We start from the raw sequence: 15,234 nt of genomic DNA, 5'->3' as shown, positions 1-15,234 counted from the left end.
ACTTCATGGCTGCACGTGCGCCGCAGTGCCGTTTGCTGACGGCAGCCATTGCCATGGATAAGCGCGCCGTCACGCTTGTGGCCTCAAGCGTTGCCGGTGTTTGCGGCTCATCGAGCGGGGCGCAAGCTGGGCTCGCATCGCTGTCTTTGCGACCCGCGATGCAGGTTATGCGTTCATTGGCATGCGGTTTGCTTTTGCCTCATCCGCCGATCGAGCGGCTCAACGAACTTTGCGAGGTGGGCTATGGAGATTATCGAGCTTGAACCCAGCGTCTCGGCAGATGGACGCGCGGTGATTTTCCAGCTTTCGACGCGAGGTCGAGACCTCGAGTGCGCCGTCACGCGTGAAGCGTTGGAACAGCACTTCTGGCTGCAACGCGGTGCGGGCGAGGAACGCGTACTGAAGACATTCGCGGATGGGCGCAAACGCATTACCGCGGTGGCCGAGAGAAAGATGCTCGCGCGGCCGGGTGAAAAGGTATTGTTGACAATCAGCGATTTTGTCGCGCGCGGGTGATACGCAAAATGATCGCTTCAATAAGCCGCAGTTAGACCCACGCTCTCTCGCGAACCTTCGCCGCCGCTTGCGCCAGCACGCGTTGCGCACCCTTCACATTTGACGAAATTGGCCTTCCGCGCCGATTCGCCAAACTAGCCTGCCAATTCCCCTCGTTTCGCGCAATTGCATTCGGGTGCGCTCACATAAACTGTTTTCCATGGAGCGACAAGTCACCGCGCCCCATCAGCGCGGTCTTCCCCCGCGTTGTTTTGAACCGTACCGTTGATGGCAGTTTGCCGCGGTTGTCTCACGTGGCAGCGCAGTAAAGCAGTAGGAAGTCGAAGCAATGTAAATAGCGCGCAATCGAAATAACAATGTGCGTTGATCAGCTGGGGGTTGCAGCGGGGCGATGTAGAAGACGAGGGACCAAGCTGCGATCTGGTAGTAGCAGTTCAGGTAGTAGCAGTGCAGGTAGCAACAGCTTTGTTAGTTTTTGGTGGTTATAAAGTCGGCACGCATCCACGCGCCTGTACGACTCTTCCATCCTGTCCGGCCCTGTTCCCTCGCGGGAACAGGGTTTTTTTTCGTTAGCGCGACAACAATGTGACTTGTATTTAGCCGGTTCGAACTTATATGGCAGCGTTGCATCCCGGCGCTTTCGGGCGCTGCCGCAGCGGAAAATCCGTTCGCGCGCGGCGAGATGCCGCGCACAATCGAGACTTTGAGTCGTTTAAGTCTGTCTTAATAGTTGCTTGCCATGATGGCTACACAGACTCACAGTAAGGGCCTGTCAAGCCGCCGGCGGATCGGCGGCGTTTGCCACCGGAGAGCACACCATTCGGTGGCAAAGCCGAGAGTTAGCGAAGGAGGTTGAATCGATATGTCCAGTAAATCGCGAGTCCGCAAGCACAGCCAGCCGGCCATGTCCCCGCTGTTGCGTGCGCTGACCTATAGCCGCACCGCCCACGAGCCGGTCACCGCGGCGATGCTCCTGCAGTGCTACGCCGCCCTCGATGCATTCCAGCGCGGTCAAGGCTCGCGGGATTTGTATACGACCTTGAGCCGGCATTTGCTGGTGTCGCAAGAATTGGCGCGTCTTGGACTCGGCGAAGATCTGATTGCCGACATCGAAAGCGCGCATGCGGCGATGGTGCAGCTCGACGCGCGTGAACATCACAATGGCGCCTGGCGTCTCGAGGACAACGAATACGCCCGTCTTTGCACTGCGCTGGCGATTCTGGACGGGCAACTGGCGGTCGCCACGTTGAGCGAAATCGCGAATGCGGAAGCGAAGATGATCGAGGGGCTGATGAGATCCGTGCATACGCAGGCGATTGTCGAAGCCGTCGTTTAAGCCGCGTTGCAACGCTGCTGAAGCCGCAAGCGCAACCGCCGCACAAGAATACGCCCCACATGGGGCGTTTTTTGAATCCGGCGCAAGTCAATTCAGCGCGAGTCTTGTGGTCAGCAAATCCGCTGCGCCCGGTTAAAGTACCGCGGCAACAGTCCCTGTGATGAAACTACTAGCCTGCGAGCTTGCGGGGCTACAGTTGGGGCAATACATAATTTGCCGCAAGACCTCGGCATTATTTCCGCAGCGCCGCGACCATCTTGATTTCAATCAGCAACTCGGGACGCGCCAGCGACGCCACGCCGAGAATCGTCCATGCAGGAAAGTCGGAGCGGATATAACGCTCTTTGACGGCGCGAAAATCGTTGAGTTGTGACGTGACGTCCACGTGATAGGAAACCAGTTCAACGAGGTCGGTAAAGTCGAGACCGAGGTTCCGAAGAATGATTTCGGCACGCTTGAACGCCAGATCGATTTGCTCGCTAGCCGACGCGGGAATGGTCCCGTCCGCTCGCAACCCGACTTGCCCGGCAATGAAGACCAAACCGTTCGCCGACACCGCAGGCGAATACTGGAAAAGATCGAAGATCTTGTTGCCGCCGAACGTTTCATCGTTTTCGGGCAGTCGCAGGCGTTCAATCCTGTTCATTCTTAACCTCAGTGAAGTTCATGTTTTGGTGCTGCCAGTTTGCATGACGGACGGCGTCACAAGTCAAGACGCAGCCGTGGTCCCACCTCGACAAAGCCCGCAGACAGATAAAACGCAAGCGTGCGGGCCCAACGTGGTTGGTGAGGCGCGCCGACGTCGAGTCGTTGCCATCCTCGTTTCTTACCGAACTTTGCGGCTTCGCGGACCAGCGCCGCAGCCACGCCGCCAGACCGGTATTCCGGCAGCACGTATAGCTCCGTAATCTGCCCGAATTTGCCCCCTGCGTATATCGCCATTCCTTCTGTCATGAGAAGCACGCCTATCGGTCTATTGCCTTCGAGCGCCACGTATCCGAAGTTACGATTCGTTTGGCTCAAAACGGCTTCAACGATGGACACCCGGTCTGCAGGTTCGAGCTCGCCGTTATGAAGTTCCGCGAGAAGCGCCTCCACAAGGTCCGCAACGGCACGTGCATCGCCTGGTTCAACGGGACGAATACATATCAAGGCAACCTCCTTTACGATCTCGCGCGGTGCTGCCAAATAGCTGTTGAGCTGGCACTCATCGACAGCAATGCCTCATATAATGACAACAAGTAGTCATCTTTGAACTGCTCCTTCACTGAAGGCACCATGGCAAAATCTCAGAATCGGCCGCTCACTGAAGAATCTGCGGACATTGAAGTCGCAGAGAAGCAGCCCGACCCCGCAGTAGAGAAAGTGTCTCGTGCTTTGGCTGCACAGATCCACACGTTCAGGACGTCAGCAGGAATCGCTTCGGGCACGCTTGCGAAAATGGCCGGCATTTCTCATTCGATGCTCTCAAGAATCGAAAAAGGAACGGCCACCCCGTCGATCGAAACGCTTACGCGGCTTGCCAATGCCTTGGGCAAACCCGTGTCGCGGTTTTTCGTCGACCAGAGTGAACGTCACGATTGCTCGTTCGTACCCGCGGGAGAAGGCGTGACTGTCGACCGGGAAGGTTCGTCGTACGGCCACATCTATCGGCTCGTTGGTCACGTATTGTCAGGGAATCTCTCCGTGGAGCCGTATGTCGTTACGCTCGACGAAAAGTCCCAACCGTGGTCGACGCATCAGACAACGGGTATTCAATTCCTTCACGTACTCGAAGGCAAGATGAAGTACCGATACGCCAACCGGCTCTACGACCTGAAGCCCGGCGATAGCTTGCTGTTCGACCCGAATGCGGCGCATGGTCCGGAAGAAATCGAAACTGTGCCGGTCAGATTTCTCGCCGTATTCTTCAACATCCGCGAATACAGCTAGTAAATAGCGGGCACATCTCGCACCGGCCGTACCGGCCGCTATCACCCGTATCGGTTTATCGTTGCAGCCGCTGCAGTTCCGCGAATTGCTTCGCCACCACGCTTTCTCGACTGGCGACAATCTCTCCCGCTCCCACGCGCTTGCGGCCATACACAATCCAGGCGTCATCCGGCGAGCCGATCGTTGCATCCACTCGCAGCTTCTCCGGTTGCGAATCGAAATAGTAGCGATAGACAAGCGCGGAATCGCATTCTCCCTTCATCAGTCGTTCGAACGCCACTGGAATGGATATCGCGGGAATCAGCTTCGAATACGCGCTGAGGTCTGCGTAGTCATCGGTCGCAGGGGAGACAAGCGAGATGGTTTCCGGCTTGTTCACGTCCTTGCGCGTGAGAATCGCCAGTGTCTGGCTCGGCGAGATGAAGGTATCCACCACGAACCGTTCGCGGAAGTTGCTGCCCATCACACGCGGGGTATCCGGATGAACCGCGCACTGAATCAGATAGTCGATCTCGTTCGCGTCAAACGCAGCCAGCGCTTCGTCGAAATTATTGAAGAGCCTGGTTTCGGCATCGAGTCCATGGAATTCAATGTAGCGACGCGTCACGTACTCGTGGTTCGTTCCAGATGGACCGAGGGTGCCAAACCTGATTGTGGCCATGCCTTACTCCTGAAGATTCGCGCGCATGTTCAGCATGGCGCTTCATTTGTGAATCATCTGACTGAGGAAGCGCCTCGCTCGCTCTGTTTTCGGCGCGTCGAAGAAACTGGCAGGCTCGTTGTCTTCCACGATTTCGCCTTGGTCCATGAACAGAATGCGATCGGCCACCGCCCTTGCAAAGCCCATTTCGTGCGTGACGCAAAGCATGGTCATGCCGTCTTGCGCGAGCAACGTGAGTGTGTCGAGCACCTCCCTGACCATCTCCGGGTCAAGCGCCGACGTCGGTTCGTCGAGAAGCATGATGGTGGGCGACATACACAGCGCTCTTGCGATGGCGACCCGCTGCTGCTGACCGCCGGAAAGCTGCGCAGGATATTTTGCGGCGTGACTTGCCACGCGAACGCGTTCAAGCATTTCCAGAGCCCGAGCCTCGGCCTCCTTCCGCTTCAGACCCCGAACGCGCATGGGCGCCAACGTGCAGTTTTCCAGCACTGTCATGTGTGGGAACAGATTGAAATGCTGAAACACCATGCCGACGTCGGCACGTACCATGCGCACGCGTTTCATGTCGTCAGTGAGCTCGATTCCGTCGACGTGAACATCCCCCGAATCATGCTTTTCAAGTCGATTCAGGCAGCGAATCAGCGTCGATTTTCCGGAGCCGGACGGTCCGCACAAAACGATCTTTTCGCCTCGCCGGACATGCAGCGAAATAGAATTGAGTACATTGAATTCGCCGAAGCTCTTTGAGAGCGCTTTGATAGAGATCGCGAGTTCGTGGTTCGGCACGGTGTTCATGGCGCAAATCCTCTGCATCGTTCGGCTCAGGTGTCGAGCCGCGTAAGTGTCTGGGCGTGGAATGCCTGAGCCGCCGGGCTCTCCTTCCAGGCGACGACCTGGCCGTCGGACAGCCGCGCACGGCCATACACGATCCATGGGTCATCGACAGTACCAATTCGCTCGTCGATTCTGAACCGCGTGGGATTCTCGGTTGCGAGGGACGAGTACGTCAGACCGCTTTCGTATTTGCCCGAAAGGAGTCCATCCGCAACGGATGCCGTTGAGGTCTCCGGAATCAGAGTCAGGCCATCTGTGTTGACATAGTCGCGCGTGGCCGGCTGAAGTGCCAATGTTCGAGGTGTATTGACGTCAACGCGGGTCACAACCGCCATATCTTTGCTGGAAGAGACGAAGGCATCGATGACGAAAAGTTGTTTGCGATACTTCGCGACGATGTCGGCCGTCGAAGGGTGGACGGCAACCTGAACGATATAGTCAGCCTCGCCATCGATCACCATCCGTGCCGCCTCGTCAAAGCTCAACACCAGCACCATCGACGCTCGTCCTTCCAGACCATGATGTTGAATGTATCGAGCAGTCACAAACTCGTGATTGCTGCCAGTGGGTCCAAGTGTCAGAAACCGAAGCAATTTGTTTCTCCAATAACTTTGCGTAAGGAACTCGGGAGCATGAGTCCACGCTAAAAAATTGCGCTGTACGAGGACTAGGCTGCGTGAGCGTCTCCAGAATCGGAAGACTTCAGCATCGCGGGTTGCTTAGGCTTTCGAGGGTTGGCGACGTTGACGTCTTTCCCTGTTCTGCGCGCAATGTTCAGCTCGAGAAACCGGAACGTATGCGACAGGAGGAATGTCATTGCCAGATAAATTATTCCCGCGCCGACGAAAATCTCATAGGGCGCGTAGGTCTCACTCACCAGAAGCTTCGACGTTCCCGTCAATTCCATGATGGTCACCGTCGACGCCAGCGACGTCGCCTTCAGGTTCAGAATCGTTTCGTTCGCGTACGCGGGGAGTGCGATACGAACGGCGATCGGTGCTTTAACGCGGCTGAGTATCGAGGTGCGACTCAATCCGAGCGCCTCGGCAGCTTCCACGATGCCTTTGGGTACCGCAGACAGCGCCCCCATCAGAATGCGCGCGGTGTACGCCCCTGAATTCAGCCCCAACGCAATCACCGCACACGTGAAGGGGTCGCGCAAGAACGGCCAGACTACGGAGTGCCGGATAAAAGCGAACTGTCCGAAGCCGTAGTAGAGAAAGAACAGTTGAACGAGCGCTGGCGTGCCGCGGAATGCGCCGATATAAAACTTGACGCTGCCACTCAGAATCCTGGATGAACTCATTCCCACGAGCGCCGTGGGCACACCTACAATGAGACCCACAACCATGATGGCGACAAACAGCTCGAGCGTCACAGGCAACGCAGCAAGCAGACGCGGAAAGCTCGAAATGAGCAATGAGAAGTCAAACATGCGTCACCTCGCCAATGCGGTCGACGTCTTGCGACGAACCGTGCTAAAAACATTTGTCAAAGCGAAGCTGAGAACAAAGTACAGCACGCCGGCGACAAGGTAAAAGAAGAAGGGACGATTGGTTGCCTCAACGGCGAAGCCGGTTCGTCGCATCAGATCTTCCAGGCCAACTAGGGAGACAAGCGCGGTTTCTTTCAGTAGCACGGTCAGCTGGTTCCCGAAAGCAGGTACCGCGAGGCGCCACGCTTGTGGTGCGATTACGTGGACAAAGCTTCCAATGCCGGTCAAGCCCAGAGCCGCGGAGGCTTCAAACTGGCCACGCGGAACTTCCAGAATCGCACCCCGGAAGATTTCCGTCGCGTACGCGCCAAACACCAGTCCCAGCGACACGGCACCCGCTCCGAACGCGTTGATTTCAATCGACCGTCCCAGCAGATGGGAAAGGGTTGCGCTGCCGCCGTAGTACACCAGAAAGATGACCAGCAGATCCGGAACACCTCGTATCGTGGTTGTGTATGCGCCGGCGAACTGACTGAGAATCCGCACCGGAGACAACTTGGCGGCCGCCATCAGAATCCCGATTGCCGAACCGATCGCGGTGGCCGCGAGTGCGACCAGCAGAGTCGTCAGGGCCCCAAGCAGAATGAGTCCGCCATAACCATCAAGCGTAAAGTTGACCATGCTGGCTCCCGCGTTACATCAGAGAGAAAGGAAAGTACTTCTTTCTAATCTGGTCATACGTGCCGTTCGCGATGATTGCGGCCAACGCTGCGTTAATCCGATTGCAGAGGTCGGCGTCGGCGAGACGAACTGCAATTGCGTTGCCGTCCCCGAGTACACCGCCTTTGAATTCGGGGCCGACGAAGGCGAAATCCTTCGAGTCCGGCCGCTTGAAAAAGTCGGAATAGAACGTCGCCTTGTTGCCGATGATGAGGTCGACCCGGCCCGCGACGAGGTCTAGCTCCGGCTGACGGGTGTCGTCGTACAGCACGAGCGACGCCGTCTTGTCGTAACCGTTGGCGACCAGCCACTGGTGCTGGGAGGAGCCGCGCTGAACGCCGATGCGTTTGCCTTTCAGGGCCGCCGGTGAGACGTCTTTTATCCCGCTGTCTTTTGCCGCGATAAAGCTGGACGTCGTCTCCTTGTACTTGTTGGTGAACAGCACCTGTTTGCGTCGCGCGGGCGTCGTCGACATCGACGCAACGATTGCGTCGTACCGATTGGCCTGGAGACCCGGAATGATGCCGTCCCAGGCCTGCGCGACGATCTGGCATTTCATCTTCATCTGTGCGCACAGCGCATTCGCAATGTCCACGTCGAAGCCCTGCAGCTCGCCGGAGGCATCCTTAAAGCTCCACGGCGGATAGGTGCCTTCCGTGGCAACCCGCAGCGTGTCGCCGGCCGAAAAGGCGGGACCTGAGATGACCAGTGCGGTCGCCGTCAAGGCGCACGTGACCAGTCCTCGAAGACATCGAAACAGGGTGTGTGACATGGCAACTCTCTCGTCGCGATTGCTGCGCCCCGGGTATTCCGTCGCATTAGAGGTAAAGGTAGTCGGTTGTTAATTTAACGTCAATATTTTAATTTTATGCAAATTCCCTAATCGGGTTTACGCGTAGGTCGGCAACCGGAGTGAGCTGCCGATACCACGTTCGGGCTGAAATGAAAAACGCCCCTTGCGGGGCGTCGGGCAGGCCAGGCGGGGTTCGCCTTGTTCTAATCGTTGTACTGCGTCATATCGTAGTACGTGGTCCCGTTGCGCTCGCCACCCAACTGCACGAGCCGCGAACCACCGGACGTCAACGCCGGGAACGGGCAATTCGTGCACGTCTGCACGCCCGACGGATCGACCCCTGCGTGGACCGTGGTTTGATACTGGCCGACCGTCGTGTTGTTCGGTGCGCCGACGGAGAAGCCGTCGATTGCAGTCGTCGATCCGGAGCCCGCTCCCGGCGAAGCCTGGATCTGCACGGACGTCACCGGGTAGGTGAGATTCGGTCCCGTCACGACGCTCGACCACGTCACGCTCATCGCGTACTGCACACCGGCCAGCGATCCGGCTGGTGTGAGGAACTGGGTCGCGAAGTCCGGCAGCAGCGTCGGCCACGCGACCGTGCTGGCCGCCGCCGCGTTCAACGGGCTGCCCGGATTGATGATCGACGACTGGCCGAGCTGCGCGCCGTTCTTGTCGTAGAACGTGACGGTGTAAGTCGCATAGAGCGGCACGCTGCTCGCGTCGATCGGTTGCGCCGCGTAGTAGCCGCTCGAAGCCGCCGGCGTGAAATTCGCCGTCGACGACAACGACAGCCATGACCAGCGATACAGCTCCGTATTGCTATTGGTCATCGCCGGAGAGACCGGCGCCGCACTCAACGGCAGATCCGACAGACCCAGCGAATCGCTGCCGGACGCATTGCGCTGCATCAGCCAGACCGGCGCGGCGAGACCAGGTCCCGCGACGGACGCCGAATACACCGTCGGATTCGAGGCAGTCGGAATCGCGATCTTGAGACCCGACTCGTAGCGGTTCACGTCGTTCAGCTTCGAATCGAGAAAGGTGCGGCGCTGGATTTGCGACATGATCGACACAGCGAATGGCGACTGATTACCGACCAGATCCCATCCGAGTTGCGTGCCGTTAGCGAGCGCGACCGGTGTGGGGCGCTGTTGTGCAATGGTGTAAAACACGCCGCTGGTTGCGCCGCTCGCCAGCGTGACCGGCAACTGCACGAGCGCAAGCTGCTTGCCGTTGCGCGTGAAGAAGGCGAGGGTCTTCGGCGAACCGAACACCGCGCCAGTGATGCTCGCATCGGTCAGACCGTGGCCGACGGCCAGATCGGTCGAACCGTTTTCGAGGAACGTGGCGTCGATCGCCGGCGAGCATGATGTGTTGAGCGTGCCGTTCGCGGCGCACGCAGTCAGCAGGGACGCAAGCGGCTCCAGATAATTTGCCGCCGCGGGCGGCGCTGCCAGCGTGACCGATTGAGCAGTCTGGTTGTTCAGCACGACGGTCGTACCCGGCGCCGCATTCGACAGCAGCAACACGCCACCATTCGCCGCCGATACCAGCGACACCGTGTCGATCACCGCGTCGGCGCCGGTATGGTTTGGTATGAATGCCGTGCCGATGGGATCGAAGCCCGCCGTCTGGATGCCGTTCTGCGCGAGGATTTTCGCCAGCATCGTGTCGAGCGTGATGGTGGCGATCTGCACGGACGGCAGCGTTACGCTGGCCAGCGCCGTGATGGACGCGAGGTCGGTCGGATTACCCGAGGCGGTCAGCATGGCGGCAATCGCGGTGGTCAGCGTGGTGACGTTGGCGACGGCCGGCGCCGTGCCGTTCGGCAGCCTGGCCAATACGGAGACGAGTGGCGCGGAGATGCCGGCGGCGTCAGTCGCGACGATCAGGAAGGGCGCGGTCATGCCCTTCACCGAGATCGTGTACGCGCCCTGCGTGTTGGTGGTGGCCGTGGCCTGAGCGCCCGTCGCATCGGTCAGCGTGACGGTCGCGCCCACAACGGCGGTGCCGGTGGCAACCGTGCCGCTCACCGTGGTGGCCGTGACCGGCGGCGTACTCGACGACGTCGAGCCGGAACCGCCGCCGCCACAACCACTGAGTTGAATCAAGGCAAAGGTCACCGCGGCCGCGACGCCGGTACGCACTAACGATCGATGCATGAATTTCCCGAAGCTCTGTTTATATGTGTCGCTCGTTATGTCGACAGAGTATGCCGATGAGTCTGACTGCATTTGCCGCGTCGTCTTACCGGATTGAACGCGGATTATCCGCCGCGATTAATCGATAAACGGCACTTCATGACACGGCTTTAGCGCGTTCGGAGAATACTTTAAACCGGCGCTCTTGTGTCGCGCTTCGGGATGCGCTTCAGGCTTTCACTTCGCTGCCCGATTACTTGCCCAACTCATGGCCGATCACCCCGCCGGCGACCGCGCCGCCGACCGTGCCGACCGTGCTGTGATTGGTCGCCTCGTTGCCGATCACACCACCTGCCGCCGCGCCGCCCAGGGTGCAGCCGGCCGTCAAGGTCAGCAGCGTTAGGACCATGGCAATGACGCCCAGATTAGATCGATTCCGCATGATGTCACCTCGGATGGTTGTCGATACAAACGGCGAAGCAATCCCCATGCCGCGTCTGTATTACGAGTGTCCGTAAGGGCCTGCGGTCCTCTTGCAGCGGGGCGCTGAAACGAGTTTGCTGGAGTCCCCCACGCTTGCTAGACTGCCTTTCTCAACCTTTTTCGCAACCCAACTGTAAGCGCGTTCTTGCCGTCGTTCGCCTGGCTGGCGTTCACGTCCACGGCGCGACCAATCGGAGCCGCCATGTCTTACATGCTGCTGATCGTCGAACCCCCGAATCAACGCATCGAACGCGGCGAGCAGGCTGGGCGCGAAGTCTATGACCAGATGCTGCGCTTTGCCGCCGACCTCAAGGAACGCGGCAAACTGCTGGCCGCCGAATCGCTGACCTCCGCCAGCGACGCCGTGCGCGTGCAGGTGCGCGACGGTCAGCCGAAACTGCTCGATGGCCCGTTCGCCGAAGCCAAGGAAATGATCGGCGGGTTCTTTCTGCTCGATTGCGAAACCCGCGAAGAAGCGGTGGCAATTGCGCAAGCTTGCCCGGCAGCCGCGTGGTGTACCGTCGAAGTCCGCAAACTCGGTCCTTGCTTCATGTAGGCGGCTCAGCCATTCGCGGCTAGTGGCTCGGGGTTTTCCCTGGCCGACGACAAACATGTCGATCCGGCCGCGCATCGCTCGTCGTGTGAATAAGGAGCCAGCGGGCTCTTCATTTGCCACGACCCCCGGAGCGTTTGCGATGCGATTCATGATCATGGTGAAGGCGACAGCCGTCAGTGAAGCCGGCGGGCCGCCGGACGAAGCCCTGATGGCCGCGATGGGCACGTACCACGAAGAACTGGCCAAAGCCGGCGTACTGCTCGACGCAACCGGTCTGCAACCCAGCGCCAAAGGCTGGCGCGTCCACTACAGCGGCGGCAAGCGCACGGTCATCGACGGCCCGTTCGCGGAAACCAGGGAACTGATCGCCGGCTATACGCTGATCCAGGTTCGCTCCCGCGAGGAAGCCATGGAATGGGCGCGGCGGTTCCCCGCGCCGTTTGGCGAGCAGGCCGACGGCGAAATCGAGGTGCGGCAACTGTATGAACTCGAAGACTTCGAACCCGGCCCTGAAGTGGACCGCTTCCGTGAACTGAACGCGGCCAAACATTGATCTCGACGGATGCCATCATGCATAAACAGATCTACGTCAATCTCGCGGTCGACAACCTCGAACGGTCGAAGGGATTTTTCAGCGCGATCGGTTTCAGCTTCGAGGCGCAGTTCACCAACGAGCAGGCCGCGTGTCTGATCCTCGGCGAGAATCTCTACGCGATGCTGCTGGTCAAGGACCTGTTCAAGTCTTTCACGCGCAAGTCGCTTTGCAATCCAAAGGAAAGCACCGAGGCGTTGATGGGTCTGTCCTGCGAAAGCCGGGGCGAGGTGGACGCGCTGGTCGCGAAGGCGCTCGCCGCGGGCGGCACGGTGCCGCGCGCGCCGCAGGACTACGGCTTCATGTACGGGCACGGCTTCGAGGATATCGACGGACACATCTGGGAGTTGATCTACATGGACCCGAACGCCAAGGCAGCGGGCTGATCCCGTGACAAAACCGGCCACCCATCGTGCCATCGAGGCAGTCTGGCGGATCGAATCCGCCAAGGTCATCGCCCACGTCGCGCGGATGGTGCGTGACGTGGGGCTCGCCGAAGAGCTGGCGCAGGACGCGCTGGTGGCGGCGCTCGAACATTGGCCTGACGCGGGCGTACCCGACAATCCCGGAGCGTGGCTGATGGCGACCGCAAAGAATCGCGCCCTCGACCGCTTGCGTCAGGAAGCGCTGCATGCCCGCAAGCGCGAAGAACTGGGCCACGATCTCGACGCAATGGAGGCGCATCTCGTGCCGGATTTCGTCGATTCCCTCGATGCCGCGCGCGCCGACGATATCGGCGACGACTTGCTGCGGCTGGTGTTCACGGCCTGCCACCCGGTGTTGTCGACCGATGCCCGCGTCGCGCTGACGCTGCGCCTGCTCGGCGGCCTCACCACGGACGAAATCGCGCGGGCCTTTCTCGTGCCCGAGCCGACCATCGCGCAGCGCATCGTGCGGGCCAAGCGCACGTTGTCGGCGGCCAAGGTGCCGTTCGAGGTGCCGCAAGCGGACGCGCGTGCGCCGCGGCTCGCGTCGGTACTGCAGGTGATCTATCTGATTTTCAACGAAGGCTATTCGGCCACCGGCGGCGACGACTGGATGCGTCCGGCGTTGTGCGAAGAAGCGCTGCGGCTGGGGCGCGTGCTGAGCGGGCTCGTGCCGGACGAAAGCGAAGTGCATGGCCTCGTCGCGTTGATGGAAATCCAGGCGTCGCGCACGCATGCGCGCACCGATGCCGAGGGCAGGCCGGTGCTGCTGCTCGATCAGGACCGCAGCCGCTGGGACCCGCTCCTGATCCGCCGCGGGCTGACCGCCCTCGGCACCGCGCACGCGTTGGGCGGCGCGAGCGGGCCCTATGCCTTGCAGGCCGCGCTGGCCGCGTGTCATGCACGCGCCCGCCGTGCCGAAGAGACCGACTGGACGCAGATCGTCGCGTTGTATGACGCGCTGGCGCAGGTGGCGCCTTCACCCGTGGTCGAGTTGAACCGGGCGGTGGCGGTCGGCATGGCGTTCGGGCCGGCAGCTGGTCTGGAAATCGTCGATGCGCTCGCGGCCGATGCGGCGCTCGCGAACTATCACTGGTTGCCGAGTGTGCGCGGCGATCTGCTGGAAAAACTCGGCCGCATGGAAGAGGCGCGCGCCGAATTCGGACGCGCTGCCGGCATGACGCACAACGCGCGCGAGCGCGCGTTGTTGCTCGAGCGTGCTGCGCGCGGTACCGCGCATTGAGTGGCGGCGTGCATCAAGGGTGAGTTGTTGAGCGCCGCGTCAGCCGGCGCAGCCCCACAGCAGATAGAACTCGCGTGCGCCGAATTCTTGCGGCGGATCGAGCAGCGGCTCGACGTAACGTGTGATGCCTATCCGGTCGAAGCCGGCCGCAACGCAGGCGGCTTCCAGTGTGGCGGCATCGTCGATGGTGAAACCGTATTTGGCGAACGGCATTGCCGCGGCCGCCTGAGGCGTGATGGCCGCGATCACCAACACGCCGCCGGCGCGCAGCACGCGATGTGTTTCCTTCAAGCCGCCGATCAGATCGGGCCAGAAATACGTCGTGTTGATCGCAATGGCTTTGTCGAATGAGCCGGACGGGAATGGCATCGACATCACGTCCGCGGTTTCGAGCCGGACCTGACCACTGCGGATGAAGCTTGCGTTGTGCCGGCGGCCCTCGGCGATCATGGTTGGCGATATATCGATGCCGGTGAAACGAAGTCCCGCGGCTTGATCCAGGATAGACGGGATATGACCGCCGTTGCCTAAGCCGATCTCGAGGATCCGTTCGTTGGCGCGCAGGTCGAGCAGATCGAAGGCTGCGTCGATGATGGGCAGATTGGTGCGCTCCAGCATGTCGCCGACTGCCACGCCGATCTCGCCTGCCGGGCAGCCGAGTTGCGGAAGCAGAACGCTTTCGTCGAGGTTGGCGACGAGGTCGTCGGCAGCGTTAGGGGATGTATTCACGGTGAGTCCTCCATGACGGGTTGCGCCCAGTACTGCGGCGCGGACACGCGATCCAGGATCGCGGCGCCCTTTATTTATGTCATGAAATTGGACTACTGAGCATCCGATCCGCGCGTCTTTGACCCAGGACAAATTGGCGCGCGGAGGGCTTTAGGACTGACTTGAAGTTGAGGCGGATGAGCGGCAATAAACCTATCGGATCAGCTGGCGCACGCCCAACGCGACGATCAATCCGCCGCACACGCGATCGATCCACGCCTTGCAGCGCCGATACGCCGAGGCAATCCGCGCATGCGACAACGTCAGCGCGACAAAGCCATACCAGCTGCTCGCCACGACGCACACCATGCCGAGCATCGCGGCAAATGTCCCCACGCTGACATGCGGCGGCGCGGCGGACGAGAACACCGCGGCAAAGAACGCCATCGACTTTGGATTCGCGATGTTGGTCGCAAAGCCTTGCGCGAATGCCTGCCGAAAGCCGCCTGCCGACGCTTGCACGCTTTGCGTGGACTTGCCGGCGGAGGCATTTGCAATCAGGCGTCCGCCGAACCAGATCAGATAACCGGCGCCGGCTATTTTCACCGCCAGCGCTAGCCACGGAAACGCGGTGAATACGATACCGACGCCGAGAATCGCGCAGCTCGCCCAGAACAGATTGACGAGCACGATGCCGGCCACCATCGCGAGCGCCTCGACTCGGGTTGCCGACGCGGCTTTGTGTGCAACCGCGACGAAGTTCGGGCCGGGGATCACCACGCCGGCTACGTATACGGAGAAAACGCCTAGAACTGCGGACCCATCAATCACACACTGCTCCTTAACTCATCGA

19 protein-coding genes are annotated in these 15,234 nt (G+C 60.3%); 7 read left to right on the top strand and 12 right to left on the bottom strand.

Annotated features, from left to right (window positions below; translation table 11 throughout):
• The first annotated feature begins 243 nt into the window (after window positions 1–243).
• Together PQR53_RS02850 and PQR53_RS02845 are read left to right on the top strand one after the other, a co-directional pair.
• Window positions 244–516 (top strand): DUF1488 family protein, encoded by a 273-nt coding sequence (locus PQR53_RS02850; protein WP_323045159.1) that lies wholly within the window; start codon window positions 244–246, stop codon window positions 514–516.
• A gap of 862 nt (window positions 517–1,378) precedes the next feature.
• Window positions 1,379–1,852 (top strand): hypothetical protein, encoded by a 474-nt coding sequence (locus PQR53_RS02845; protein WP_408451040.1) that lies wholly within the window; start codon window positions 1,379–1,381, stop codon window positions 1,850–1,852.
• A 232-nt stretch (window positions 1,853–2,084) separates the two neighbouring features.
• Here PQR53_RS02845 and PQR53_RS02840 read toward each other — a convergent pair whose 3' ends face one another.
• Together PQR53_RS02840 and PQR53_RS02835 are read right to left on the bottom strand one after the other, a co-directional pair.
• Window positions 2,085–2,498, bottom strand: coding sequence for a RidA family protein (locus tag PQR53_RS02840; RefSeq protein WP_408451039.1), 414 nt, complete (start codon window positions 2,496–2,498; stop codon window positions 2,085–2,087).
• A 56-nt stretch (window positions 2,499–2,554) separates the two neighbouring features.
• Window positions 2,555–3,040 (bottom strand): GNAT family N-acetyltransferase, encoded by a 486-nt coding sequence (locus tag PQR53_RS02835; protein ID WP_408451038.1) that lies wholly within the window; start codon window positions 3,038–3,040, stop codon window positions 2,555–2,557.
• 177 nt (window positions 3,041–3,217) lie between these two features.
• Here PQR53_RS02835 and PQR53_RS02830 point away from each other — a divergent pair, with 177 nt between their 5' ends.
• Window positions 3,218–3,784, top strand: coding sequence for a helix-turn-helix domain-containing protein (locus tag PQR53_RS02830; RefSeq protein WP_408451167.1), 567 nt, complete (start codon window positions 3,218–3,220; stop codon window positions 3,782–3,784).
• A gap of 55 nt (window positions 3,785–3,839) precedes the next feature.
• Here PQR53_RS02830 and PQR53_RS02825 read toward each other — a convergent pair whose 3' ends face one another.
• From PQR53_RS02825 to PQR53_RS02790, 8 genes are all read right to left on the bottom strand, one after another.
• Complete coding sequence (locus PQR53_RS02825) at window positions 3,840–4,445, bottom strand: hypothetical protein (protein WP_408451037.1); 606 nt, start codon at window positions 4,443–4,445, stop codon at window positions 3,840–3,842.
• A 42-nt stretch (window positions 4,446–4,487) separates the two neighbouring features.
• Complete coding sequence (locus tag PQR53_RS02820) at window positions 4,488–5,243, bottom strand: amino acid ABC transporter ATP-binding protein (RefSeq protein ID WP_408451166.1); 756 nt, start codon at window positions 5,241–5,243, stop codon at window positions 4,488–4,490.
• A gap of 26 nt (window positions 5,244–5,269) precedes the next feature.
• Window positions 5,270–5,779: a hypothetical protein gene (locus PQR53_RS02815; protein WP_408451036.1), complete on the bottom strand. Its 510-nt coding sequence runs from the start codon at window positions 5,777–5,779 to the stop codon at window positions 5,270–5,272.
• A gap of 170 nt (window positions 5,780–5,949) precedes the next feature.
• Window positions 5,950–6,717 carry an ABC transporter permease gene (locus tag PQR53_RS02810; protein WP_408451035.1) on the bottom strand — a complete coding sequence of 256 codons (768 nt, stop codon included), beginning with the start codon at window positions 6,715–6,717 and terminating at the stop codon, window positions 5,950–5,952.
• Window positions 6,718–6,720: 3 nt separating this feature from the next.
• Window positions 6,721–7,398 carry an ABC transporter permease gene (locus PQR53_RS02805; protein WP_408451034.1) on the bottom strand — a complete coding sequence of 226 codons (678 nt, stop codon included), beginning with the start codon at window positions 7,396–7,398 and terminating at the stop codon, window positions 6,721–6,723.
• A 13-nt stretch (window positions 7,399–7,411) separates the two neighbouring features.
• Complete coding sequence (locus PQR53_RS02800) at window positions 7,412–8,209, bottom strand: transporter substrate-binding domain-containing protein (RefSeq protein WP_408451033.1); 798 nt, start codon at window positions 8,207–8,209, stop codon at window positions 7,412–7,414.
• Between the two features lie 224 nt (window positions 8,210–8,433).
• Window positions 8,434–10,395 (bottom strand): hypothetical protein, encoded by a 1,962-nt coding sequence (locus tag PQR53_RS02795; RefSeq protein WP_408451032.1) that lies wholly within the window; start codon window positions 10,393–10,395, stop codon window positions 8,434–8,436.
• A gap of 232 nt (window positions 10,396–10,627) precedes the next feature.
• Window positions 10,628–10,783, bottom strand: coding sequence for a glycine zipper 2TM domain-containing protein (locus tag PQR53_RS02790; RefSeq protein ID WP_408451165.1), 156 nt, complete (start codon window positions 10,781–10,783; stop codon window positions 10,628–10,630).
• Window positions 10,784–11,059: 276 nt separating this feature from the next.
• Here PQR53_RS02790 and PQR53_RS02785 point away from each other — a divergent pair, with 276 nt between their 5' ends.
• The 4 genes from PQR53_RS02785 to PQR53_RS02770 all read left to right on the top strand — a co-directional run bounded on the left by PQR53_RS02785 (window position 11,060) and on the right by PQR53_RS02770 (window position 13,673).
• Window positions 11,060–11,413: a YciI family protein gene (locus PQR53_RS02785; protein ID WP_408451031.1), complete on the top strand. Its 354-nt coding sequence runs from the start codon at window positions 11,060–11,062 to the stop codon at window positions 11,411–11,413.
• Window positions 11,414–11,552: 139 nt separating this feature from the next.
• Window positions 11,553–11,966: a YciI family protein gene (locus tag PQR53_RS02780; protein WP_408451030.1), complete on the top strand. Its 414-nt coding sequence runs from the start codon at window positions 11,553–11,555 to the stop codon at window positions 11,964–11,966.
• Between the two features lie 17 nt (window positions 11,967–11,983).
• Complete coding sequence (locus tag PQR53_RS02775; RefSeq protein WP_408451029.1) at window positions 11,984–12,391, top strand: VOC family protein; 408 nt, start codon at window positions 11,984–11,986, stop codon at window positions 12,389–12,391.
• 4 nt (window positions 12,392–12,395) lie between these two features.
• Window positions 12,396–13,673, top strand: coding sequence for an RNA polymerase sigma factor (locus tag PQR53_RS02770; protein ID WP_408451028.1), 1,278 nt, complete (start codon window positions 12,396–12,398; stop codon window positions 13,671–13,673).
• A 39-nt stretch (window positions 13,674–13,712) separates the two neighbouring features.
• Here PQR53_RS02770 and PQR53_RS02765 read toward each other — a convergent pair whose 3' ends face one another.
• Window positions 13,713–14,402 carry a class I SAM-dependent methyltransferase gene (locus PQR53_RS02765; RefSeq protein ID WP_408451027.1) on the bottom strand — a complete coding sequence of 230 codons (690 nt, stop codon included), beginning with the start codon at window positions 14,400–14,402 and terminating at the stop codon, window positions 13,713–13,715.
• 192 nt (window positions 14,403–14,594) lie between these two features.
• Window positions 14,595–15,212 carry a LysE family translocator gene (locus tag PQR53_RS02760; RefSeq protein ID WP_408451026.1) on the bottom strand — a complete coding sequence of 206 codons (618 nt, stop codon included), beginning with the start codon at window positions 15,210–15,212 and terminating at the stop codon, window positions 14,595–14,597.
• Window positions 15,213–15,234: the final 22 nt, after the last annotated feature.

The sequence above is a fragment of the Paraburkholderia fungorum genome (assembly GCF_046027605.1).
GTDB lineage: Bacteria > Pseudomonadota > Gammaproteobacteria > Burkholderiales > Burkholderiaceae > Paraburkholderia > Paraburkholderia fungorum_F.
This window is presented reverse-complemented; position numbering and strand designations above follow the sequence as displayed.